Raw genomic sequence first — 23,728 nt, 5'->3', positions numbered from 1 at the left:
GTGCTTGATTACTCAGCACTCAACTTTAATCGGGGATCAGGCATATAGTTATATCTTAGGTATATGCCTCCCCAAACGAACAAGATAATTAATAAGCCACCAATTCCTAAAGGACTAGGTAGCCAGAATACTACTTCAATGTGATTCAGTTCACCAGGTTGGAGTTGCCATACTAATTGCTGACCTTTTTTTTCTGGTTCAATGGCGGTTTCTGAGACTGGTATACTTTTAGCACCCCAAGGAGTATTGAGGGCAAATTCTAAATTGAGAATAGAACCAGTATCAGCCATAACGTTGCCTTTACTGCCAATTAAAGCCAGCGATCGCAAGTCTAAATCATAAATTAATTTATTTCTGACTGCTAAGATAAAGTTGTTTTGGAATAACAATAAATTAGACTCTACTTTGGGTATATCTGAGCCAGATTCTGTACTTTCAGGTTCAGCATCTTGTTGATTTTGTGAAGTGAAAAATTCATTAAATTTAGTCTGCAATTCCTGCCCATTACTAAAAGGAATTGTTACCACAACTTCTTCCCTAGAAATGCGTTTAGCTTTACCATCTAGTTTACGGGCGCGGTTTTCGATACTATTTAACCATTCATAAACATAATCACCGCTAAAACTAGTTAGCTTTTGCTCTAACCTAATATGCTGTACGAGTTCACCGCTATTAGAATTATGAAAATTCACGCCAATGTCATACTGAACACAACCCGATAACAGCAGTGATATAGACAATACTAAAGGCAAAATTTTACGACTATTAAATCTAAATAACTGAAATGTTCTAACTAACGACATTAACAATTTTAAAAACCTAGAATAATTCATTAAATATACTCCTCCTGAAAACTACATAAAAATCCAACCTCTTCCCCATACCCAATGCCCAATGCCCCATGCCCCATGCCCAACTCCCTAAATTCCCTGCCAAACCAAATAAGAAATTGTTAACCCAATAGCAACTAATGCCACCCAAATAAAGCGATTATCTTTAGTATTGACCTGACTTAGATCAACAAACTCTTTTTCCGGTGGTTTACGTTGAGTAGATGGGCGCGGTTTGGGTGCTATGCGAATTTTGGCTTCATTATCTGATATTGCCGCCAAATCGGGAATTTCCGTCATCCAATTACTCGGTCTTTTCAGTTTTGGTGCTTGCAGGATGTAAACTAACCTGCGTGCTTGATCGCGGGTTTCCGAGTGGGGATGACGACGGAGTTGTTGACACAGTGCGATCGCATCTTCTGTACGTCCGGCTGCTTCATAGGCTGTGACTAACCAAATATCTACTTCACCCCCTAAGCGGGAATTACGTTCTAATAAATCCCTGGCTTTCTCTAGATTTTCTACAGATTCCCGATATTTGCCATTTTCAAACGCAATTTTACCGGCTTGGTATCTAGTTTTAGCTAGTTCTAAACTTTCTGTATTCACCACGATTTACCCACCAATCAGCACTGCTTTTATTTTGCCAAGTGTCCTAATCTTCTTGGAATCTTTATTAAACCTCGGCAATTTTCCACTCGATAAACTTTTAAAATTCTATCTAAGTAAATGCCGTTATTTTCTTAATAAAAATTGAGATTATCAAAATTAGGTCAGTAAATATGCTGAAATTTAAGCATTCTCTCGGTTGTTTGGGTACAGGGTTGGCTTTAGCACTGCTTAACGCCACAATTAGCCCAGCATCGGCGCAACAAGTATTTGTGATTGATGGGAATAACTCTTTTGGGTATAGCCAAACAACTTCAGATGGTTATTTCACCTATGGCAATCCCTTAAACAATCGGATACCTGTACATCCCAGAACAATAAACGTGCATCCTCGAACAATCAATGTACAGCCTAGAAGTATCGGCAATTATCACCCTTATCCTCCAGTCAGACATCAAGTAATTAATGATACTACGCTGTTTAATCCCACCTTGGTAAATCCCATCATCAATAATTCCACACTGATAAATCCAGTGATCATTAATAACTCTTGGCAACGGACACCAATCAGGCGATCGCGTGTGATTATCTATCCAGGATGGAAAAGATAGGGTATGGGGCATTGGGCATTGGGCATTGGGCATTGGGCATTGGGCATGGGGAATAGGTGTAAATATCTCTCTACACCCTTACACCCCTACACCCTTACACCCTTACACCCCTTTCTAAATCAACGAACCTAAAATCATCGTCCCAATCCCGACATCGGTGAAGATTTCCAGTAGTAGGGCGTGGGGGATGCGGCCGTCGATGATGTGGGCGGCGCGGACACCTTGGGCTAGCGATCGCACACAACAATTGACTTTGGGGATCATCCCACCACTTACCACACCACTAGCAATTAAATCTCGCGCCTCCCGAATATCAACTTTGGGAATTAACGTCGAGGGGTCTTTGTAATCTTTCAAAATCCCCCTGGTATCAGTCAATAAAATCAATTTTTCTGCCCCTAGTGCAGCAGCGATTTCTCCGGCTACTGTATCCGCATTAATGTTATATGCTTGTCCCGTTTCATCCGCCGCCACGCTAGAGACTACAGGGATATAACCATTACTAGCTAGGGTGTCTAAAATTTTGATATTAACGTTACTAACCTCACCAACAAAGCCAATGCCTTCTTGACCTTGGGGACGGGCAGTAATTAAGTTACCATCTTTACCACATAGCCCTACAGCTAAACCGCCAGCTTGGTTAATTAACGCGACAATTTCTTTATTAACGCGCCCCACCAACACCATTTCCACAACATCCATTGTGGGGGCATCAGTGACACGTAGACCATTTTTAAATTGTGCTTCAATACCCAGTTTATCTAACCAGCTGTTAATTTCCGGGCCGCCACCGTGGACTAAAATTGGTCGCAAGCCAACACAGGATAAAAAGACAATATCCCGGATCACTTGGTCTTTAAGGGTACTGTCTTTCATTGCCGCACCACCATATTTAACAACAACAGTGCGACCGGCGAATTGTTGAATATAAGGTAGTGCTTCGCTGAGAACACGCACCCGTGTGGCTTCAGTTTGCCTGATGTACTCAGTATCGTTGACCATCGTGAATAGATGTTGAGACTTACATATTTATGCAAGTCAGTGTAGAAGACTTTTTACCCAGCCACAATCTCTTATTACATATCTTTTTTAATGGGGCATGGGATATTTGGGCATGGGGCATTGGGCATGGGGCATTGGGCATGAATATTAATCTGTTACCCGTTCTCTAATGAGTAATGAGTAATGAGTAATGAGTAATGAGTAATGAGTAATGAGTAATGAGTAATGAGTGCTGAGTGCTGAGTGCTGACTGATGACTAATGACTAATGACTGATGACTAATGACTATTGACTATTGACTATTGACTATTTCTCAACACACTAGGAATCGCCGCCATGATTTTGTCTACTATTTGTTCTGGTGTTTCTTCCTCGGTGATGGTAATTCTGAGGTCAGCTTGACTGTAAAGGGGTGTACGCTGTTCTAGGAGCGATCGCAGTTTACCTTGGGGATCAGGGTCTTGTAGTAGTGGTCTTGTGCTATCCTCAGCTAAACGAGTATAAAGTAACTCTACTGGCGCATCTAACCACACAATTAAGCCGTGGTGTAAGTAACTCCAATTTTCTCGCTTGAGAACAATACCCCCGCCTGTAGCGACAGTCAATTTGGTATAAGCGCAAACTTGCCCTAACACATCACTTTCCAGTTGACGAAACGCTGCTTCTCCTTCCTCTGCAAATATCTGATTAATCGATTTTTTGGCAGACTGGGCAATCACATTATCAGTATCAATAAATCCATAACCTAGTTGTTTGGCGAGTAATTGCCCGACGGTGCTTTTCCCAGCCCCCATCATGCCAATTAAGTACAGACTAACTCCTTGTAACAAACTACTCACGCTAATTTAAAACTCCAGTTTCAGACGGCTTTTTCCTGTATGGTTTTGGTTATGTGCTGTCAAAAGCGTCTGCATTAATAAGCAATCTTCTTTTGCGGCACGTAATTTCAAATTCTCCTCTATTAACCGTTCAGTTGTATACTCAATTAAGGCTGGAGTTGGTGAAAATCTGCCTGCGTGCTGTTCAATTAAGGAACGTTTTTGCAATAAATCTACAGCATCCAAAATTAATCTCTGGGAGATTCTCGGTGATAATCCTGGTATGATGTTTCCTTGTAACTCACTGAGTGAAACCCAATCTTGATTGATTGCTAACCAATACAGAACATTTTTTTCTATTTGCGACAAACGATTAAATTGCTGTTCTAGAATTAAACGCAAGTCTCCAAAAATAACGGTATTTTGGCTGATGAACTCATTGATGTCACCACCAAATAAGTCTTGAATGGCTCTGGCTACCAATTGTAAAAATAACGGATTACCTGCATACCAATCAGCTAGTATTTGAGATTCTTTCTCTGTTAGTTGACTCAATCCTTTAGATTGGAGGATTGAAAAGCTGGCTTTTTTACCCAATCCTGTCAGTTTCCAGGAACGCACGGGTAAATTCTGCCCCTCCAAAGCTGTGATTTCTGGTGTTTTCTCGCGACTAGTTAAGATGACACAACTTTGATGTTGCGATTCTCCTAAGCGTTGCATTAATTCCTGATAAATCTCATACTCTGGATGATATTTGATGGGGGATATTAAAGAAGTAAAATCAGTGTTTTCTGAATTGGAGTTACTGTCTTTGTTGTATTGATGATTACTAACTAATATTGAGTCAAAACTATCTAAAACGATTAAACAACGGGTAGAACGTAAACAATCTATCAATAGAGATATTTTCTCATCTACTGTGTCAGCATTTTTATCCTGTTGTTCGGGAGATAAAAGCGTAATCAGTTGCTCTAATATCTTCTCTAGGGTAGGTGCAAGACGTAGCGATCGCCAGATAATATACTCAAAGTCTGATTGTAGCTCTTGTGCTAGCTTCACGGAAAAAGCAGTTTTCCCAATACCAGCCATGCCCAAGAGTAGCACTAGCCGACAATTATCTTCTAAAACCCACTGTTTGATTTTTCCTAGTTCTGTCGTTCTACCTTGAAAATTACTGACATCAACAGCAGCACCCCAATCAATAAGGGCTGTAGATTTAAATTTAACTAAGTTATTTTCTGGTTCTTTGATAGTTTTTCCATTGCCATTAATGGATTGTAATTGCAACTTATCTTTTTTATACCCTGCTTTTTCCAGTAAATAAGTTACACGACTCCAATTTTTGACTTTGACGGAGTTTCCAGCTTGATTACTTAACATTTCTTCTATATATTTGTAGAGTCCGTTAGATAAATAAACTCTCACGGTGCTACTACTACGACTTTGATACACCACACTAGCAATTTCTGCCGGACTACATCCACAAAGTAAGCCTCTGAGAAATTTTTTTTCTACAGGAGTTAATGCTTTACCTTTAGTTGATGCTAAATCGATGTATAGTTTTTCTAACTCCCAATTCTTTCCCGCTTCTAGAAATACTTCTATTTGATTGGCATCAAATGTTGTCATTACTGTTCGCTATGTATTTAATATAACCTTGGCAATATATTAGCGACTCTTCCATAAAGCCAGAATAAATCAGAGATAAATTTCTAACGAATTTCCTAACTTTTGTTAGGTGACTAAGCAGTTACTTATTAGGTATGGTTGGCTTAATAGAAAATTTATAAAGTTTATTTGAAACTTTAAGTGAAACACTGCCGTCATACTTAATTACCGTTGCTCTATCTTTTCACAGAATGTTTCACTGGTACATTTTACTGAGTTACTTACAGTACAAAATCAAGAAGTTACACCCAAGTGAAAAAGCATGATTCCTAAATGGTAAAAATCCCAGGATTTATCAGTGGAATCCTTCCGCAATTTCAGGTCTACCAAGGAAAGTTCTGAATCAGACTTTCGATAAAATCTCTGACTATTTTACAGTCTGTAATTAGTGATATTTGCCATTACAAGGTGTAAAAAATGACAGTTTTACTCAAAACATCAAATAAGTCTATTCATTAGTTTGAGGTTTAGAGAATACTGCATATTTTCCAGTTATTAGACCGAATGTATTAATGTGGTGTGAATGAGGCATCAACCATGACTCGAATTCGTGATGTTGTGCAACAAGCTTTAGTAACTGGCTATCTGACGGTTGAGGCAGAAAATCAACTACGCTATCTATTAACTACTAGGTATGACATCGAAGATTTAAATGCCTTTATGACTTTGCAAGAGGCTGCCATGAACGGTAATGTTAAGCAAGAATCTCGCGAACTTTGCCAAAAAGGTATGAGGCTTGAATATTGAAGAGATTAAAGCCTATTACCGTGATTTGTTCAAATTGCCTCATTTACGCGGTTGATCGTTTTCCCAGTTATCATCTTCAAAGAAACTCCAATCATCATCCTCTTCACTGTCGATTTCATCGTTAGTGGGTTGTGTATAAGGGGGAATGATGACTCGGTAATCAGCATCATAAACTGATTCAGCTTTCCCTGCGGCGGTGTTTTTGGGTTCGCGGTAACTATAGGAGTAGGTAGAACCAGAGCGAGAAACTTGGTTGGGTTGCTGGGGACGTTCGTAACTAGTGGAGTTGCGTTTTGGTTCGTTGGCAGAATTCGCTTGAGGTGCAGGGTTTGGTTGCTCATCAAAATCCCAATCATCATTAGCACCCTCATTTGTCCAGTCATCAAATTCTTCGTCAAATCTCTCCCTGCGGCTAGACTCTGGCTGGCTTTTAGGTGGAGGGGGTGTTGATGGTTCAGATGTAAATTGTTCGCGCTTGTTAGTTGTGTTACGTCTAGCTGTTGTTGTTGAGGGAATTTTTTGACTAGGCGCAAAATAATTAGACAGCCTAAACAAACTAGTAATCAATAGAGATGTGCCAGCACCAGCAGTCATACTAAACAAAATCCACAACGCCAAAGGTAACGACTGGCTTCGCATACCCAAAAAAACTAGCGATAGCACAGGCGACCAATTTTGAACTAACAACAGCGTTAGTCCTCCCATGATTGCTATTAATAGAATTAAACGAATTACAGCCATAAATCTGGGGATTGGGGACTGGGGATTGGGGATTGGGGACTGGGGATTGGGGACTGGGGACTGGGGATTGGGGACTGGGGATTGGGGACTGGGGATTGGGGACAAGGTAGACAAGGTAGAATTTGTTTCCCAATTCAGCACTAACCATTAATTACTAACTACTAACCACTCATTAACTCATTAACTTATTACTCATTACTTATTACTCATTACTTATTACTCATTACTTATTACTTATTACTCATTACTTATTACTTATTACTCAGCACTCAGCACTCAGCACTCAGCACTCATTACTCAGCACTCTTTTACTTTTAACTCATTTATTCCCTTCCCAGCGTTGTATAGGTATGCAATCGATGTCTAATTGATCTAAGGCACGCGCTACGACAAAATCAACTAAGTCTTCAACGCTTTGTGGGTTGTGATACCAGGCGGGAATTGCTGGGACAATGCGAACTCCGGTTTCTGCTAAGGTAGTTAAATTTCGTAGGTGAATCAGGCTAAATGGGGTTTCACGGGGAACAACAACTAATTTGCGTCCCTCTTTGATGTGAACGTCGGCGGCTCTTTCTAGTAAGTCGGAACTTAAACCTACGGCTAATTTAGCAACGGTACTCATACTGCAAGGAATGACAATCATTCCTAAAGTACGGAAAGAACCACTGGCGATGTTGGCTCCGACGTTACTCCAAGGGTGACAACGCAAGTTACCTGCTTGGGGAACTCCGGCTTGTTCGCGCCAGAATTGCTCCTGTTGATTTGGTTCTGAGGGCATCCTAATATCCTGTTCGGCTTGCCAAACCATGTAACTTGATTTAGAGGCGACTAATTCGACTTCATAGTCGGCTGCTAGAAGATATTTGAGGGTACGAACGGCGTAAATCAGACCAGATGCACCTGATACGCCGATAATTAGGGGTTTGCTATGATTTGTCACCGTTAGTTTATGAGAGTGCTGTTAGTGCAAGCGCGGCGTTTAGCCGGTGCTGAGTGCTGAGTTTTGTTAGCGGTAGCGCGGCGTTTAGCCGGTGTTGGGTGAGTTTAGAAGTTAGTTAGTAATTTGGTAGATGCTTTGTTGCTTGTGGATGTTCAATTTCTCCACAAGATGCTTTTTGAATAGCCGATTTACTCAACACTTTCAACTCAGCACTTAGCACTTGTTGACTATTCCTCAGCATAAGGGTCTAAATCATCGGCTTCAAGGTCGTTGGCTAGGTAGATATCCGAAATATCACCATTTACACCACCAACTCCTAAGCCTTTGACTAGTCCGTCGCTACCTACGGTAACTAAATCTATTTGCTGACGGTAGTAATCGACGCTTTTAACTTGGACGGAGACGCGATCGCCTAATCTATAGGAAGCGCGATTTTTTCTACCAAATAGGGCTTGCTGTCTGGCGCGGTATTCATACCAGTCATCTTTGAGGGAACTAACATGAACTAGTCCTTCTACCCGTAACGGTACGCCAGGATTAGTCTTCACTTCCGCATCTCCAGAGGGAACTTCAATTTCCACAAAGAAACCATAGGATTGCACGCCGGTAATTACACCTTGAAAAACTTGCCCGATGCGCTGTTTCATCAGTTGGGCTTTTTGCAGTCCGGCTAAGTCGGCTTCGGCTTCTTGGACTTCTTTTTCTCTGTCGTTGATTTGGACAATTACCCTGGTTAAATCGCTTTGCAGTTCTTGCTGCAATTCTGGGGGGAGGACGTTCCAGTTAATTTCTGTGTGGCTGGAGGAGTGGCGCAGGTTCACCCGTTCTTTAACACGGGTATTGCGGCGATCGCGTCCGTGTTCTAGTAGTTGATAATACACTCTCTGGATGAGTAAATCGGGGTAACGACGCAGGGGTGCAGTACAGTGAATGTATTGGGGGAGTGCTAGCCCAAAGTGACTTCCTTGAGTGGTGCTGTATACCGATGGTTTAAGGGTATCTTGCAATAGATAAGTCAACACTTGCTCTGAGGGGGAGTCAGCAAAGGCTCTAGTCAGGTGTTGGTAATCTAAGGGTTCAATTTCGACTTCTGGGTCTAGTGCTAATTCCACGCCCAAGTTAATGGCTAATTTGAGCATTTCCTGCACGTCTTCGGCATCGGGTGTACCTTGAGTCCGCCAGATAGAGGGAACACCCAAAGCATTTAAATGCACAGCCATTAATTCATTCACCAGTAGCACAAACTCGGTGAAGAGCGATCGCACTGGGGAATCATCCACCACTACAGCCCCTAATATCCCTTCATCGAAGTAGGGGTTTTGAGTGGAGGGAAGATTTAACTGCAAGCTACCACGGGCGAGGCGGGCTTGTCTCACACTTTGGGAAATGCTGACTAAGTTGTGTAATAGTTCGATGACATCGGGAGATTCTTTTTTCACTTCTCCCGCTAACACCCCTTCAGCTTTGGCTTTGGTCAAGGCTGTGTCTACATGAATCACACTCGGTTGGATTTCCCATTCCAAGACTGCACCAGATTGGGCAGAGAAGGTAATTAAAAAGGAGATAGCCAGGCGATCGCTTTTCGGGACTAGGGAACAACGCTCCGCCACAGCATCGGGTAACATGGGCAACACTAAATCACCCAAATATACTGAACGACCCCGTTTTACTGCTTCCCTATCTAAAGCTTCGTCAGGTTGGATATAGTGGGAAACATCGGCGATGTGAAAACCTAATTGCCAGTTTCCTGCCACCGTTTTTTCTAGACTGAAGGCATTTTCTACTACCTTCTGGTCATTATTTACTTCCGTAATAGCAAGCGTAAATAAATTACGTAAATCCAGTTTATTTTTCAGGTCAGCCTTGAGCAGCCGTTTGGATAACTTAGAAGCTGCATCGAGGATTGCGTCTGAAAAAGTCCGAGATAAATCGTGTTTACAGGTAACTAAATCTATATCAGCTGCGGCTTCTGCGTCACTACCGAGAATTTGTACTACCCGACCGACAGGGGGATATTGGGCTAAAGGATAACGCAGCACTTCCACATGAGCGAGGTGGTCGAGGGCTTCCTCTAATTTCATGCCGTTAGTTAAGATTTTTAACTCAAACAGCAAACGGTCATCTAGGGGAACAGCTCGAAACCCACCGTCTACTTGTTTAATCCTGGCAAGTAGAGTGTGATTAGAACGTTCTAAAATTAACTTAACTTCCCCTTCTGGGGAACGGCGACGACTACCTTCTTTCAGGACTCTGACTAAAACGCGATCGCCATTCCAAGCGTTACTCAAATGACTTTCACGGATATAAATATCCTCAGCCCCTTCGACATCTTGAATCGCGAAGCAAAAGCCCTTACTAGAACAACGTAGTTTAGCTTCAATTAGACCTTCTTCTGAAATGCGGCGATACTTACCCCGTTCCTTTGCCAATAGACCGATTTTCTCCAATACCTCCAAGGTGATGTGGAGTTTTTCTAAACTTTCTTCGTCCTCGCAACCGAGTTTTTTTTCCAAAACTTTGCGAGCTACCAATTTATCATCGGTGAAATTGGCAAGGAGTGTAGCGATTGAAAATTCCATGCAGTGAACCGACCTTTGGTCAAAACATCATGTTGGCGTAATCTGGTTCTTTGCCGTATGCCCTCACGGACTACAGTATATTAGCTGGAAACGAATTGCCTCAAGGGCGTGTTCCCGACGTTCTCATCAAGGTTCATCTACCCAGAAGGGAAGATGGGTTTTAGCTACTCAGTGCTGAGTTGTGTTAACGGTAGCAGGGCGGTTAGCAGATGCTGATTTTGAGTTGAAGTAGAAAGCATTCAACAGTGTCACACTTAGTGAATGCTTGGCCTTTGGAGGAAAAATCCTCTTACGGAGAGAAGATTTTTTTCATCAGTGGCTTTTCTACTCAGCCCTCAGCACTCGATACTCAGCACTATTCATCAGATGATCCGTGTAGCTGGCTTTCCTGGAGAGTACGCTCTCAAAGCACTTCTCACTGCATAACCATTTCAGAGTTAATCTAGGTTTAGGTACCGTCATCGAACCAAACTTATATTAAGTAAAGCTGACAAAAAGTTTTCCCGTTAGTGTTAATTACGCAACTGATTTTGAGTCTAGTGTGGTAATGAGTCGCCGCATCACCCAAAAAAGTGCCACATAGGGGAAACTACAGGTGTTTTGTGGTCGAGGTTGAGGGTACTTTTGCGTGATTTGCCTCTGATTTTTTACTGAAAAAAACTGCCGAATTACCCAACTTGTCCGTATGAAGAATCAGTAACAATCAGGTACTAGGCTAAGTAGCAGTGAGGAAGAACCATTACTCCATTATTGTAGATTTAGAGCGTACTTCCAGAAAATAGTTCTGGATCTCGAATTGGGTAATTAGTATAGCATTAATAGTCAAGGCACTGAGAATAAATGAACTATGATCATCCCATACACTAGCAAATGCTACAGCTAGATCAATCTGAGTAGAGCGATCGCCTCTAGAATACCAAGTTGTTACTCATGATTTAGCAAATAATCCTCCCTCAGCTTCTCCACCACTAAAATAGAAATATTAGCAACACCAAGATATAGTGGTCTAATTGTATTCATCATATTTTCCACCCACTCAAAAATTAGTGGCTGTAAAGTTAAAATACATTTACTAAACCATCCAAGATAAAATTAATCCCACTCACTCAGATTTATTTTCTGAAGAGAATAATTTACTTTCTGGCAGTGCTAAAAAGTCGGGTTGTGTAAATTCCATGAGTTTTCACTCCATAATTTTCTAGAATTTAGATTTTGGTAGCAGTATTATGTTGGCTCAATTCCAGAGCTTGTATCCCAACGGCAGTTTAGTTTCTGAATTAGTAGAAATTTTTCAGGGAAAATTTATTGTTCGCGCCAGTGTGCAGATAGAAGGTGTTACCCGTGCTACAGGTATGGCAGCCGCCGAAACCATAGAAGCGGCTGAAGACCAAGCCAGAACGCGCGCCTTAATGGTGTTAAGAATGACCAATACACCACAAACATCAGTAGAAATTGTCTCAACACCTACTCCACAATCAACAGCACAGTTTCAGCCTGTCGACTCTCCCATTCAGGAATCTACAGTTCCCTCAGTTACAGAAAATCACACCAGTAATAATCACTGGTCACTCACTCATCATGAAACTGCGGTGAAAGTTGATACACCTATTCCCAGTTACAACCCAGAGATTAGTTTCCCAGCATTAGAACTCAGTGCCATCATGGAAGACACACCACCAATGTCTATTCCAGATGCAGAAAATTTACCTTTAACGGATCTTCCTCCCAGCAACGTTACCCCCTTTACACCACGTAATTCTCATCCCCCAGAAAACGTTGCGCCAATATCTGGAACTGGGAAGAAAAAGAAAAAAGCCGAACCCGTAGATTTATCTGATGTCATAGCTAAAACCGATGTAGAGTTGCAGCGACTAGGCTGGACACCAGAACAAGGAAGAGAGTATTTAATTAAAACCTACGGTAAACGCGGACGCACTTTACTAACAGAAGAAGAATTACACAGTTTTCTCAAATACCTAGAATCGCAACCTGATCCCATTGCGGGATTCTAATCTCTTAGTCAGTAACTTAGGAAAGTCAGGTTTTTTACACTTAGATCCAAAAATACTGGTTTCAAGGTATAGGGGTGTAAGGGTATGAGGGTGTAGGGGTGTAAGGGTTCATGAAATGATGATTTTCTCTTTAGTAGTCTGCCAAGAGAACTTTGCAAAGTTAATAGCAGCAAAAAAAATCTCTTTCTCCCCCTGCTCCCTCTGCTTCCCCTGCTCCCCCTGCTCCCCCTGCTTGCCTGAGCCTAGCAATTTTGGGTTGGTGAACTATTAGTCTGAATCAGTCTGAGAATTCAAAAGGGAGGGGAAAATTAAATTTTCCCCTCCCCTTTTGCAGTAAAAGCAGTTAACTGTTCAGGACTTAATATTACGCACAGAGGTGATTTGTTCAGAAGGGTTGTAAGGGTTTTGAACCCCTACACCCCCACACCCCTATACCCCTATACCCTCACCCAAACCCTTGATTCTTCCTATCAGTGCGTAAGTCCTACAGTTAACTGACAACAGCTACCGGACGACTACCGCCGAATGACGGTCAATTACTTGGTCAATCAAGCCGTATTCTTTGGCTTCCTGTGGTGACATAAAGAAGTCGCGTTCGGTATCGTCTGCAATGCGCTCAAGTGGCTGACCGGTATGTGCGGCTAAATACTCATTGAGTTTTTTCTTGTGGTAGAGAATTTCCCGCGCCTGAATTTCAATATCAGTAGCTTGACCTTGTGCGCCGCCTAAAGGTTGGTGAATCATAATCCGGGAGTGGGGTAGACTCATGCGCTTACCTTTCGCGCCAGCACTCAAGAGAAAAGCACCCATACTTGCAGCCAGTCCAGTACAAATAGTACAGACATCAGGGCGAATCTGGTTCATAGTATCGAAAATCCCCATGCCAGCTGTCACCGAACCGCCAGGAGAATTTATATACAAATAAATGTCTTTTTCTGGGTCTTCCGCATCCAGGAACAGTAATTGAGCCACAATCAAGTTAGCTATGTTGTTGTCAACCTGTTGACCCAAAAAGATAATTCGCTCACGCAACAGGCGTGAGTAAATGTCAAAGGCGCGTTCACCGCGACCTGATTGTTCAATGACGATAGGAATAGTCATGCAGCGTACTTGTAGCTATTTTAAATTCCATTTTATCGATGACAACGGCTGATTGTGGTCTTGAATCAGGGCGTAGAGGTATGGATATCCGTCTGAAGCTACAGATTTTTTCGCCTATCCACTAACGCGCTTATGTGCTGGGGTAGATGCTAATCATCTTTACAGGCACTTTTTATAGTGAGAGTACGTCCAGGGAAATGTGCTGATAAATCATGATTTTGTGGGGTCAAATATCTCATATTTAAGATTTTTTTAGCTTTTTATCAGCAAAGATACTGTTTATTTTGTGTAAATCCGGTAAAACAAGGTGACAGGGTGTAGTTAAATTCGCCGAGCCTAATCGCAATGTTGTCAACTGAGGGAGACCTGCCATGCCGACAAAACTTGTGCAAGCCGCCATCATCACTTTCTTGCTGTATGTGATTGCAGGACTTAACAATAGTCCCAAAATGCAAAATAGAGCTGTTTCGCCCTCAACAGAAACGCCTGTGCAGATTATTAGTATGCTGTTCCGTTCTTGGCATTAATAATTCAAGGTTTGTAGTGAGAACTCAAGTTTTTAAGAAAAGGACTAAAGTCCTGACTACGAACTGAATTATAGTGTTTTTGTGAGTTTTGCCAACCAGTGACGGAAGTGGGAATGATAGAGACGTAATCAGTTATTTGGGTATTGTTTTGTGTTTGCAAGAACTCTAGCGAGTTTTTTAGCACTTCCTCCACTTTAAATTCACCGGTGTTAAGAATATCCGCAATTTCGGCTGCTGAGATTGGTTGTTGCTGTTTGACTAATTCTTGCGACACTTTCAGGGCAAATTCTGATGCTTGTGTAGGTGGGATCATTGTCTGTAAGTGTTGCTGATCATATTTAGAGTTTTGTGTGTCCAAACAGATGATGCGATCGCTCTACAATAACCCCCGATAGCGAATAAAAATTAACACCACAGCCCAAGAACCCAAGGCTACTTTGATGGCAACGATGATGTTTAATATGGGGAGAATACCACCACTGAATAATTCTCCTAATTGTCCGTGTGGTAACTCGTAGCCTGCTAGGGTAATTACTGAGAGGACTATAAAAATTAAGACTGAAACTTTCTCCCAGGTGGCGGCGTGCCAACGTTGGTAAATTTCCTGCATCCAGGGGTAAGAAGAGGTGATTGCTACAAGTCCGATCGCAGTTCCTCCGGCTACACCAGCCGCAAAACCACCACCAGGGCTGAGATGTCCGCGAATCGCTAGTTCAATCCCTACTAAGGCGGTAATTGTTGCACCTAAACGGGCTAAAACAATTGAAGGTTGGTCTTTAAACTGATAGATAGTACAAGATGGATTTTCGTTAGATAAAAGGTAATTTGAGCCTAAGATGGCGATAGTAAAAACGATTACCTCAAAGATGGTGTCGTATAAGCGATTGCGGAAGATAATCCCTGACACGGCGTTGGGAACACCACTATCTTGAACCACCATGTCTACAATTGCAGCGTGTGCTGAACTGAGGGCGGGATTTGGTATAACTAGCATTTTGACGTACAGTGCTATCCCCGCAATGATGTAGATCCATTTCATGAATGCTGCTCCTGTAAGTCGGAAACGTTTACGTAAGATAGGCTAGTCGCTGGTGTGGGGAGTTCGGTTTTGATGATGTCGTAAAGGCGTTGGATTCTAATGGTGGTGTGATATTCTCTATCCCCAGGGACGCAGGTAGCGTGAATTTCTTTGTCTATCAACGCTCTTTGTAAAGCTTGGGTATTGGTGTAGGGAACGATTTCCAGGCGGAGATAGTGTTTTTTGACAACATTGCGTAAAGTCTCAATCACTTTCCCCGAATCTTCGTCTTGTGTCTTAGTTGACTCATCTTGAATTACCCCTAGACGCATCACCATCGAGGAACGTACCGCCACGGCGTAGAGGGTAATTGCCAACATTGTACCCATCAAGGCTTCGGTTAAAGCGACATCGACCGCACCTAAAACTGCATCTACCATTGCGGCTATAGCACCTAATACGCCACGAATAATTAAAGCGTGGTAGGGGTTGGCTTGAGTGACAACCATTCCCGCCGCTAATGGTAGGAGGGCAATAATTATATATAGATAGCTATCAGTCATTTTTATCCTCTGGAGTAGAGCAGTAAGCCAATACGTAACCCAGCATGGTATTCCACATGGCTAGACAGATAAATCCGAGCAGGAGTAGCGGCCATTCTCTGGGGATTTTGAGCAGCAAACCCACAATCATCAGCATTGAGCCAAGGGTGTCTGAGACGGAAAGACCATGTAGTTTAAAGAGGACTGAGCGATCGCTCACTAAATGAGCTGTTCCCCAAAACCAGAAAATGAGACCGATGAAGATACAGGTATAACTAAAAAAGTTGATCATACTTCGTTCAAACGTTTGAGAATTTGGGCTAGAAGCATCAAAGCAGCATTACCGATACTCAAAATAATCACCGCTACCACGCCAATCATCCAATCGTCGCGGAGGACGGAAACGAACAAAATCATGATGGCGACTTTGCTGGAAATGCTGGCTAAAGCCAACATTTTTTGCCAGACATCATCAGTCTTCCAGGCTTCATAAATGGGGATGAGCAAAGCCACAAGCATAGCTATGATGGCGATTTCCAAATTCATGCTTTTTTCCTCGGTTGAATCTGGTGGACTTCGTACCAACCCTCTTCGCGGTACTTGGTGACAATGGTTTTGGGTGTAAAGGTGATGATGAAGATATCGAGAAAGACGAGGCGGGGCGATCGCTTGGGTTTGACGTGTTCGAGAATGATTTCTTCGTGTTGATGGGGACGGAAAATAATCTCAAAGGCTTCGAGATAAGCGACGGGAATGGCGACTAGGGTTTTGATAATTACCTGTACCCAGTCTTTTAATTTATCTGGGGATGCGACACCGCGCGGTAGTAATAGAGAAATGATCACACCGATGAGAATATTGATCCAACTGACATTGGCTGTGAGTAGTAGCCAAATCACCATGCGTAGTATGAAATGCCCAATCATGCTAATGCCATCCAAAACAGTAGGATTAAAATCAGACTCATCGCCCCAATTAAATGGTCAAATTCTTCCAATACACGGGGGAGATAGACAGCCAGTTGTTTAAAAATGAAGATGTAAGCTAACCAACCTATGCCAATTGTGGCTAGGGCTTTGATGATGTCGGTAATGTTATATGCCTGGAGATAGATGACATTACCTGCAAAAAGTCCACCGATTAACAGGGTGACGGCTAGCCAAAAACCTGGTTTAACTGTGTATCCCGCTTGGGGTGCGTGGGGGAGAAAAATAAATTTAGCAAAAGATATGGCTGTACCCACGGCGGCGATATTCATGGCGATCGCTTGCCAAGGGAGCATATTTTTCATACTCAACACCTTCGCTCCAAACCCAGATAGTAGGGGAAAGCCGGAAATGGAGAGGCTGGCTATGACTAAAACTATCCAGATTTTGGTATCGATCTGCTTTTGTTGCAGTTCCTTGAAGTTACGGCTGGGTAATGCACCTGCACTGAAGAATAGGGATGATTTCACTAGTCCATGTGCGAGGGTATAGAATCCCCCCACCTCTGGGGCGGCGAGAATAAAACCTAACTGAGAAATGGTGTGAAAGGCGAGCATCCGCTTGCTATCTTTTTCTAAGACAGCACAAGATACACCCATCAACGCCGTCCCCACACCGAAAGCTCTGACGATGAAATCCAGTTCTGGGGAAAGAGGCGCGCAACGCAACAGGGGTAAGACGCTGGCTTTGACGACGATTCCAGACAGTAAAGCCGAGACGGGGGTTTCTGATTCGGAGTGAGTCAGAGGTAGCCACAAACCTGTAACAAAGATTCCCGCTTTCCCTAATAGTCCTAAGAAAATCAGGGCGATCGCTTCTGGTGGAGAGCCTTTTAAACCAGCATAAGCAAAGGAATGATGGGTTTGATAAACTAGTACCGCGCCTACTAGATAAAACAGCATCGCTGTATTGCTGACAAACAAATAACGCAAACCTACCCAAATTGAGCGATCGCTACGGGGATAGGCGATTAATAAAAACGCCGCAATCCCACTTACTTCTAAGCCCACATACAAACTAATAAAATCTGCACAGACAAAAGCCGCGTTTAAGCTGCCATGTACAATAATTGTCTGGGCGTAGAAAAAAGCGTTTTTATCGCTGTACCAGCAGTAGATAATGACCGCAGCTGTGACTAGGGCGTTGGTTAAGATAAAGTAGCCGCTTAATTGATCAGCTTGTAAGGTTACGCCGAAATTATCGAGTAAGTTGAGTTGAATCGGCGATGGTTGGAAAAATAACTGTAAGCCGAAAGCAAAGGAGGCGATCGCACCCCACAAAGTGAGATGGCGATTGAGTTTGGGGAAGATGAAAATCAAGAACCCCAGAAAAAATGGTAGTGCAATCCAGGCGATCGTTATGGTGTTCATCATGGCGTGTTGTTCTTCTCAATCTCACTGGTTTCCAAGGTGGGATTATCTCTTGAAAGTTTCATCACACCGACTAACATTAATGCTTGAATCGAAAAACCAATCACAATCGCTGTCAAAATTACCGCTTGGGGAACGGGATCAGAGTAAGCGGGATTGTCCACTTTGCCCACAATCGGTGAAAATAAACCATCCCGTGATGCAATCAGCACGTAATAGGCAATCACCCCTGTACTCATCACATCCATAGAGACGATTTTCATCAACAGATTTTTTTTCAGAATGATGCCGAAAAAGCCGCACAATATAGTGGCAAATACACAGGCTTCTAACACAGGAATTATCGCTTGGGTAAGGGTAGGCTGTAGAATCTAGGGAGGAAAGCTAGTTGCTTATTTCAGATTTATTTGAGTTAGCTTAATAGATATTTTTTCAGTAAATATTTTGGGCTTTAGACATTGGGAAAACTTATGAATTGACAATTTACTCATGCTCATCAGTTGCATGAGTTATCCAAACTCAAAGGTTTGGTCTATGGTAAAAATGTTAAAAGAATCTAAACATTACCTAATTTTACTATCAATGAGTATATTTGCTATCATCAAAATAGCTGATGAAAATCATTGAATATTGCCATAAATCGGCAAATTGTCCGGCTATGATGAATCCGGCAAAGTCACATTTTCTAAATTTACAGAATATTTCCTGGCTCTTTCTCAATAGCCACTAGCTAGTAAATAAATTTTATTTCTTGAGAAAATATAAAAGTTATGTTTATTCCTAGTATCTTCTCCTTTTTCTCAGGAGCAGGGTTTTTAGATTTAGGTTTTGCCACCAGTGGTTTTAATATTGTTTATGTCAATGAAATCTTCCCGCCATTTATGGCAGCATACCGTTATTCAAGAGAGATGATGAAACTGCCATTGCCAGAATATGGATATCATCATGGAGAAAGCGGTGATGTAACTCAACTATTTGAGGGCGCGCAAGCACAGCAACTATGTGAACTAGTTGAAAGTTGTCGCCAATCAAATCACCTTGTTGGGTTTATTGGTGGGCCACCCTGTCCTGATTTTTCAGTTGGGGGCAAAAATAGAGGATATGCAGGAGATCAGGGGAAACTCACAGCCGCCTATATAGAATTAATCTGCCGTAATTTACCAGATTTCTTTTTGTTTGAAAATGTCAAAGGTTTGTGGCGGACTAAAAAACATCGGCTCTTTTTTGAATCCATCAAACAACAATTAAAACAGGCAGGTTATATATTAACGGAAAGGTTAATTAATGCCATTGAGTATGGTGTCCCTCAAGATAGGGAAAGAATTATTTTATTAGGGTTTAAAAAAAAATATTAACAGATATAGGCATCATAATTCATCAGAATTCTGAGTTCAATGAAGTGCGTTTCCCTTGGTTTCGTCACCTTCTTTATCCTAGAGAAGACACTTTCTCTTACCCTTGGAGTCAATGTGAGCCATTTCAAGAAGATTCCATCATTCCTTGTCCTGATGGAATCATTCCAGAATTAACAGTTGAATATTGGTTCAGAAAAAATCATGTCTTAGATCATCCTCATGCTCATCATTATTTTCAACCGAGAGCAGGTATAAAAAAATTTACCAGTATTGCAGAAGGAGATGATTCTAAAAAATCCTTTAAACGCCTACATCGATGGCGTTATTCACCCACAGCTTGTTACGGTAATAATGAAGTACATCTACACCCATACAAAGCACGACGGATTTCTGTAGCGGAAGCTTTAGCGATACAATCTTTACCCGAAAATTTTGTTTTGCCAGCAAATATGTCACTGACTAATATGTTTAAAACTATTGGAAATGGCGTGCCATATCTAGCATCAAAAGCATTAGCTCAAACAATTCTTGATTTTTTAGTTAGTGGTCAAATTTACTACTAAGGCTACAAAAATCACTTGTTTTCCCTGGAATTTTATTTATTGAAATAAATAAAGACTCGTTAAGGCTCTAAGATTCAAACCGGAATATTTCAGCAATTAAATGTAGGTCTTATTAAATACAAAAATAAAAACTTTCGGGGATAAAATTTTATGTCGTTACAACAGGTTCATGCTTTTTATGAAGTTTTGATGTTAGATTCATCCATTTATGAAGCATACTTTAATAATTGTTCTAACAGAGGTCTGTTAGGTAGTTGGCATTGGGACACAAACAAAATAGTGAATTTTGCAGCTACTTTTGGTTATGAATTTACAGAGCATGAATTAACTCATGTATGGTTTGAGAGTGAGTCTATTTATACTCATAACTCTTTGAGTGAAGCACCACACAGTCAACTCAAGGAATTAGTTACAGTTTAGGTTGGATGGAATTTTAACTAGGATATAGAGATATTCAGAGTTAATCCTGGCGAGTTTAAGGACTAAAGTCCTTACTACTAACTTTATCAAAAGCAAAAAGCGTCCCTCACTGAGAGGAACGCTTTTTATTTAGCTAAAAGCTGGAAGAATTAGCCGTTGATAGCGGGTGCTGTTAATGCAACAGGAGCAGCTTCATCAGATGCTAAGTCTAAGGGGAAGTTGTGAGCGTTACGCTCGTGCATTACTTCCATACCCAAGTTAGCGCGGTTGATGACATCAGCCCAGGTAGCAATAACGCGACCTTGGGAGTCAATCACTGATTGGTTGAAGTTGAAACCGTTGAGGTTGAACGCCATTGTGCTTACGCCCAACGCGGTGAACCAAATGCCTACTACTGGCCAAGCAGCCAAGAAGAAGTGCAAGGAACGGCTGTTGTTGAAAGAAGCGTATTGGAAGATTAAGCGACCGAAGTAACCGTGTGCAGCAACGATGTTGTAGGTTTCTTCTTCTTGACCGAACTTGTAACCGTAGTTTTGAGATTCGGTTTCGGTGGTTTCACGCACCAAGGAGGAAGTTACCAAAGAACCGTGCATTGCAGAGAACAGAGAACCGCCGAATACACCAGCCACACCTAACATATGGAAGGGGTGCATCAGGATGTTGTGTTCTGCTTGGAACACGATCATGAAGTTGAAGGTACCGGAGATACCCAAGGGCATACCGTCAGAGAAGGAACCTTGACCGATGGGGTAGATCAAGAATACTGCGGTAGCAGATGCCAAAGGAGCAGAGTAAGCTACGCAGATCCAAGGACGCATACCTAAGCGGTAGGACAATTCCCACTGACGACCCATGTAGCAAGCACATCCGATCAAGAAGTGGAATACTACCAATTGGTAAGGGCCACCGTTGTACAACCACTCATCTAAGGAAGCAGCTTCCCAGATGGGGTAGAAGTGTAAACCTATCGCGTTAGAAGAAGGAACAACTGCACCGGAGATTATGTTGTTTCCGTAAATCAATGAACCTGCAACGGGTTCACGGATACCATCGATGTCTACAGGAGGTGCTGCAATGAAAGCGATGGTGAAGCAAACGGTAGCGGCTAGCAAGGTGGGTATCATTAATACACCGAACCAACCGACATATATGCGGTTTTCGGTGCTGGTGATCCAGTTGCAGAACCGTCCCCATACGCTTGCGCTTTGACGCTGTTGTAAGGTTGTGGTCATGTGTTTATGATTGCTTGAATTTCTATCAATTTGACTGGGCGTGTAAATTTATGCCCGTCGAATTAAAGTCTACATGAATTTACGTTATTTTGTTGATTAAGTTTGCAGTATTTTTATTAACAAATAATAAGCTTATTGCGATCGCTTCACACTCTCAAAAGTATATATTTCCTTTAAATAGTTAACTTCTAGACTTTGATACTAATAAAGAAGATTAATGTACTTTTATTAAGATAGAAAGCGAATATTTTTCTGTAATATTTCTCAATAATTTGCAGAACGAAAACCCTTATGGAATCAGGGTTTTTCAGGATCAACCCGTTTACATAGGGTTTGAGAAATAGTTAATTACTTTATAAAAGTACACAATGTTTGTCAGTGCTTACTACAATTAATTTTTAGCGGTATTGCAGTTAAAAACTGAAGTAAACAAAGGGAATGCTACCTTCAGGCGCGAACAACCACACGGCATAGACACACAGAGGTACGAACACCAACTTGAGAGGCCAACTAATGTCTAGTTTGAGGTGACGTTTGAAGACATAAGTAAAACCCATAAAAGCAAATAGAATCCCCATAATCCAGGTTAGTTGATGAGGGCTGGTGTTGAGGGCTTCAATATAAACCTTTTGATAGAATTGCGAATCCGCAGGATGATTCCACAAATGCTGAAATACCCAAACAGAATCTTGCAGATTAGGTAGACGGAACCAAATCCATGAAGTAAATACCATGATTTGGGTAATGAACCAAGCTAAAACTAAGCCGAGAGGATTTTGCCAGAACTGCTCTAGTTTCTCATAGCGATCGCTCATTGCATCCATGAGTCGATGTATCACCAAAGCTAAACCGTGATAAACACCCCAAACCACAAAAGTCCAAATAGAACCATGCCAAATCCCGGCAATCAGCATGACAATAAATAAATTCCAGCAGGTGCGAGTTAAGCCTTGACGAGAACCACCCAAAGGAAAGTAAACATAATTCCGTAACCAATCACCCAAGGTCATGTGCCAACGCCGCCAAAATTCCGCAATACTGGTACTGAAATAGGGGAAATCAAAATTTTCTGGTAGCACAAACCCAAACAGTAAAGCACTACCACGGGCGATATCTACGTAGCCACTAAAATCTAAATACAAATGCAGTCCATAGGCAAAAGTTGCCAACCACAAATCGTTACTACCAGCCCTTTGCAGATTCCCAAAACACAAATCAACAAAAATGCTGAGACGGTCTGCTAAAATGCCTTTTTTCACAGCACCTCTAGCAATTAACCAGAGAGATTCTGCGATTCTATTAGTAGTAGGAAATTCTAGTGAATTAAATTGCGTAATAAAGTTATGATAGCGAGTAATTGGCCCTGAGACGAGCTTGGGAAAAAATAATTTATAGGCGGCAAATTTCAGCAGTTGATTACTTGCAGGCGCACCACGATATACATCAACCAAATAAGCAATACATTCAAACGTAAAAAAAGATATTCCCAACGGTGCCACAACTTTAAACAGATTGCCTGATGTGCTAGCTGGATTATTAAAAAATATTGCAACTGCACTATTTATATATTTAAATGCTAAGAGAATTAAGACATTTAAGCTAACTCCTAGCCACAAAAGTTTTAATCGTCTTTGATTCCAGTCTACATTAGCAAATTGCCATTCCTCATTAGAGATTTGCCAATCTAAGTTATGTTGTCCTGGCGAAGTATTTTTCCCTATTTCTCGACCAAACTGGAAATTGATAAAGGTTAGGGCTAATAACAGAGGTATATGTTGAGTATTTAAAGAAGAGTAGGCAAAAATACTGCCGATTAATATTGCCATTAGGCGCATTTGCGGTTTCTCTAAAGCCCAATAAATCCCCAATACACTCAGGATAAACAGCCAATAAACGATAGATAATAATTCCATATTTTAGTTAATAGTCAATAGTTAATAGTCAATAGTCAATAGTCATTAGTCATTAGTCATTCATTAGTTATAAAATTCCTTTGCTATGTCTGATACCCGATGCCCGATGCCCAATTACCGATGCCCAATGCCCAATGCCCGATT

25 protein-coding genes and 2 pseudogenes are annotated in these 23,728 nt (G+C 41.7%); 8 read left to right on the top strand and 19 right to left on the bottom strand.

Annotated features, from left to right (window positions below):
- Positions 1 to 8 precede the first annotated feature (8 nt).
- Positions 9 to 833, bottom strand: a complete 825-nt coding sequence (locus CV014_RS21565) for a DUF3153 domain-containing protein (RefSeq protein ID WP_236143905.1) — start codon at positions 831 to 833, stop codon at positions 9 to 11.
- A gap of 87 nt (positions 834 to 920) precedes the next feature.
- A complete protein-coding gene (locus tag CV014_RS21560; RefSeq protein WP_236143918.1) occupies positions 921 to 1,439 on the bottom strand; it encodes a tetratricopeptide repeat protein in 519 nt (172 codons plus the stop codon).
- A 173-nt stretch (positions 1,440 to 1,612) separates the two neighbouring features.
- On the opposite strand from CV014_RS21560, the gene CV014_RS21555 reads away from it, so the two are divergent.
- The gene (locus CV014_RS21555) at positions 1,613 to 2,050 is read left to right on the top strand and encodes a hypothetical protein (protein WP_236143904.1); all 438 of its coding nucleotides are present in this window, start codon (positions 1,613 to 1,615) and stop codon (positions 2,048 to 2,050) included.
- A 114-nt stretch (positions 2,051 to 2,164) separates the two neighbouring features.
- On the opposite strand, the gene argB is transcribed toward CV014_RS21555, so the two are convergent.
- Positions 2,165 to 3,052 carry an acetylglutamate kinase gene (argB, locus tag CV014_RS21550; RefSeq protein ID WP_236143903.1) on the bottom strand — a complete coding sequence of 296 codons (888 nt, stop codon included), beginning with the start codon at positions 3,050 to 3,052 and terminating at the stop codon, positions 2,165 to 2,167.
- A 29-nt stretch (positions 3,053 to 3,081) separates the two neighbouring features.
- On the opposite strand from argB, the gene CV014_RS21545 reads away from it, so the two are divergent.
- Positions 3,082 to 3,222 (top strand): hypothetical protein, encoded by a 141-nt coding sequence (locus CV014_RS21545; RefSeq protein WP_236143902.1) that lies wholly within the window; start codon positions 3,082 to 3,084, stop codon positions 3,220 to 3,222.
- A gap of 129 nt (positions 3,223 to 3,351) precedes the next feature.
- Here the strand turns inward: CV014_RS21545 and CV014_RS21540 are convergent, their stop codons facing one another.
- Positions 3,352 to 3,891 (bottom strand): shikimate kinase, encoded by a 540-nt coding sequence (locus CV014_RS21540; protein WP_236143901.1) that lies wholly within the window; start codon positions 3,889 to 3,891, stop codon positions 3,352 to 3,354.
- Between the two features lie 6 nt (positions 3,892 to 3,897).
- Positions 3,898 to 5,499 carry an NB-ARC domain-containing protein gene (locus CV014_RS21535; protein WP_236143900.1) on the bottom strand — a complete coding sequence of 534 codons (1,602 nt, stop codon included), beginning with the start codon at positions 5,497 to 5,499 and terminating at the stop codon, positions 3,898 to 3,900.
- A gap of 576 nt (positions 5,500 to 6,075) precedes the next feature.
- Between CV014_RS21535 and CV014_RS21530 the strand changes: the two genes are divergently transcribed.
- Complete coding sequence (locus tag CV014_RS21530; protein WP_236143899.1) at positions 6,076 to 6,285, top strand: hypothetical protein; 210 nt, start codon at positions 6,076 to 6,078, stop codon at positions 6,283 to 6,285.
- A 39-nt stretch (positions 6,286 to 6,324) separates the two neighbouring features.
- Here the strand turns inward: CV014_RS21530 and CV014_RS21525 are convergent, their stop codons facing one another.
- Positions 6,325 to 7,026 carry a LapA family protein gene (locus tag CV014_RS21525; protein ID WP_236143898.1) on the bottom strand — a complete coding sequence of 234 codons (702 nt, stop codon included), beginning with the start codon at positions 7,024 to 7,026 and terminating at the stop codon, positions 6,325 to 6,327.
- Between CV014_RS21525 and CV014_RS21520 the strand changes: the two genes are divergently transcribed.
- Positions 6,989 to 7,177 carry a hypothetical protein gene (locus tag CV014_RS21520; RefSeq protein ID WP_236143897.1) on the top strand — a complete coding sequence of 63 codons (189 nt, stop codon included), beginning with the start codon at positions 6,989 to 6,991 and terminating at the stop codon, positions 7,175 to 7,177. The genes CV014_RS21525 and CV014_RS21520 overlap by 38 nt on opposite strands.
- 168 nt (positions 7,178 to 7,345) lie before the next feature.
- Here the strand turns inward: CV014_RS21520 and CV014_RS21515 are convergent, their stop codons facing one another.
- Both CV014_RS21515 and CV014_RS21510 read right to left on the bottom strand, forming a co-directional pair.
- Positions 7,346 to 7,966, bottom strand: a complete 621-nt coding sequence (locus CV014_RS21515) for a flavin prenyltransferase UbiX (RefSeq protein WP_236143896.1) — start codon at positions 7,964 to 7,966, stop codon at positions 7,346 to 7,348.
- 227 nt (positions 7,967 to 8,193) lie between these two features.
- Positions 8,194 to 10,545, bottom strand: a complete 2,352-nt coding sequence (locus tag CV014_RS21510) for a ribonuclease R family protein (RefSeq protein ID WP_236143895.1) — start codon at positions 10,543 to 10,545, stop codon at positions 8,194 to 8,196.
- A gap of 1,226 nt (positions 10,546 to 11,771) precedes the next feature.
- Between CV014_RS21510 and CV014_RS21505 the strand changes: the two genes are divergently transcribed.
- Positions 11,772 to 12,557, top strand: coding sequence for a hypothetical protein (locus CV014_RS21505; protein WP_236143894.1), 786 nt, complete (start codon positions 11,772 to 11,774; stop codon positions 12,555 to 12,557).
- Between the two features lie 490 nt (positions 12,558 to 13,047).
- Here the strand turns inward: CV014_RS21505 and clpP are convergent.
- Positions 13,048 to 13,658: pseudogene (gene clpP / locus CV014_RS21500) on the bottom strand (ATP-dependent Clp endopeptidase proteolytic subunit ClpP).
- 371 nt (positions 13,659 to 14,029) lie between these two features.
- On the opposite strand from clpP, the gene CV014_RS21495 reads away from it, so the two are divergent.
- Positions 14,030 to 14,185, top strand: coding sequence for a hypothetical protein (locus CV014_RS21495; protein ID WP_236143892.1), 156 nt, complete (start codon positions 14,030 to 14,032; stop codon positions 14,183 to 14,185).
- Between the two features lie 4 nt (positions 14,186 to 14,189).
- Here CV014_RS21495 and CV014_RS21490 read toward each other — a convergent pair whose 3' ends face one another.
- The 8 genes from CV014_RS21490 to CV014_RS21455 are packed head-to-tail and all read right to left on the bottom strand — an operon-like array spanning position 14,190 to position 18,436.
- On the bottom strand, positions 14,190 to 14,543 hold the full coding sequence (locus CV014_RS21490) for a hypothetical protein (protein WP_236143891.1): 354 nt from the start codon (positions 14,541 to 14,543) through the stop codon (positions 14,190 to 14,192).
- Between the two features lie 18 nt (positions 14,544 to 14,561).
- The gene (locus CV014_RS21485; protein ID WP_236143890.1) at positions 14,562 to 15,224 is read right to left on the bottom strand and encodes a Na(+)/H(+) antiporter subunit B; all 663 of its coding nucleotides are present in this window, start codon (positions 15,222 to 15,224) and stop codon (positions 14,562 to 14,564) included.
- The gene (locus CV014_RS21480; protein ID WP_236143889.1) at positions 15,221 to 15,766 is read right to left on the bottom strand and encodes a DUF4040 domain-containing protein; all 546 of its coding nucleotides are present in this window, start codon (positions 15,764 to 15,766) and stop codon (positions 15,221 to 15,223) included. The genes CV014_RS21485 and CV014_RS21480 overlap by 4 nt, the downstream gene beginning before the upstream one ends.
- Positions 15,759 to 16,037 (bottom strand): monovalent cation/H(+) antiporter subunit G, encoded by a 279-nt coding sequence (locus tag CV014_RS21475; protein WP_236143888.1) that lies wholly within the window; start codon positions 16,035 to 16,037, stop codon positions 15,759 to 15,761. The genes CV014_RS21480 and CV014_RS21475 overlap by 8 nt, the downstream gene beginning before the upstream one ends.
- Positions 16,034 to 16,291 carry a hypothetical protein gene (locus CV014_RS21470; protein WP_236143887.1) on the bottom strand — a complete coding sequence of 86 codons (258 nt, stop codon included), beginning with the start codon at positions 16,289 to 16,291 and terminating at the stop codon, positions 16,034 to 16,036. The genes CV014_RS21475 and CV014_RS21470 overlap by 4 nt, the downstream gene beginning before the upstream one ends.
- A complete protein-coding gene (locus CV014_RS21465; protein ID WP_236143886.1) occupies positions 16,288 to 16,671 on the bottom strand; it encodes a Na+/H+ antiporter subunit E in 384 nt (127 codons plus the stop codon). The genes CV014_RS21470 and CV014_RS21465 overlap by 4 nt, the downstream gene beginning before the upstream one ends.
- Complete coding sequence (locus CV014_RS21460) at positions 16,668 to 18,101, bottom strand: cation:proton antiporter (RefSeq protein ID WP_236143917.1); 1,434 nt, start codon at positions 18,099 to 18,101, stop codon at positions 16,668 to 16,670. The genes CV014_RS21465 and CV014_RS21460 overlap by 4 nt, the downstream gene beginning before the upstream one ends.
- Positions 18,101 to 18,436 carry a cation:proton antiporter subunit C gene (locus CV014_RS21455; RefSeq protein WP_236143885.1) on the bottom strand — a complete coding sequence of 112 codons (336 nt, stop codon included), beginning with the start codon at positions 18,434 to 18,436 and terminating at the stop codon, positions 18,101 to 18,103. Before CV014_RS21455 ends, CV014_RS21460 begins: the two co-directional genes overlap by 1 nt.
- Before the next feature lie 435 nt (positions 18,437 to 18,871).
- On the opposite strand from CV014_RS21455, the pseudogene CV014_RS21450 reads away from it, so the two are divergent.
- Together CV014_RS21450 and CV014_RS21445 are read left to right on the top strand one after the other, a co-directional pair.
- Positions 18,872 to 20,019: pseudogene (locus CV014_RS21450) on the top strand (DNA cytosine methyltransferase).
- A gap of 150 nt (positions 20,020 to 20,169) precedes the next feature.
- Entirely contained in the window at positions 20,170 to 20,439 is a 270-nt protein-coding gene (locus CV014_RS21445; RefSeq protein WP_236143884.1) for a hypothetical protein, read from the top strand.
- A 149-nt stretch (positions 20,440 to 20,588) separates the two neighbouring features.
- On the opposite strand, the gene psbA is transcribed toward CV014_RS21445, so the two are convergent.
- Positions 20,589 to 21,671, bottom strand: coding sequence for a photosystem II q(b) protein (gene psbA, locus CV014_RS21440; protein ID WP_236143883.1), 1,083 nt, complete (start codon positions 21,669 to 21,671; stop codon positions 20,589 to 20,591).
- Between the two features lie 413 nt (positions 21,672 to 22,084).
- Positions 22,085 to 23,584 (bottom strand): MBOAT family O-acyltransferase, encoded by a 1,500-nt coding sequence (locus CV014_RS21435; RefSeq protein WP_236143882.1) that lies wholly within the window; start codon positions 23,582 to 23,584, stop codon positions 22,085 to 22,087.
- Positions 23,585 to 23,728: the final 144 nt, after the last annotated feature.

It is taken from the genome of Nostoc sp. CMAA1605 (assembly GCF_021596505.1).
GTDB lineage: Bacteria > Cyanobacteriota > Cyanobacteriia > Cyanobacteriales > Nostocaceae > Trichormus.
This window is presented reverse-complemented; position numbering and strand designations above follow the sequence as displayed.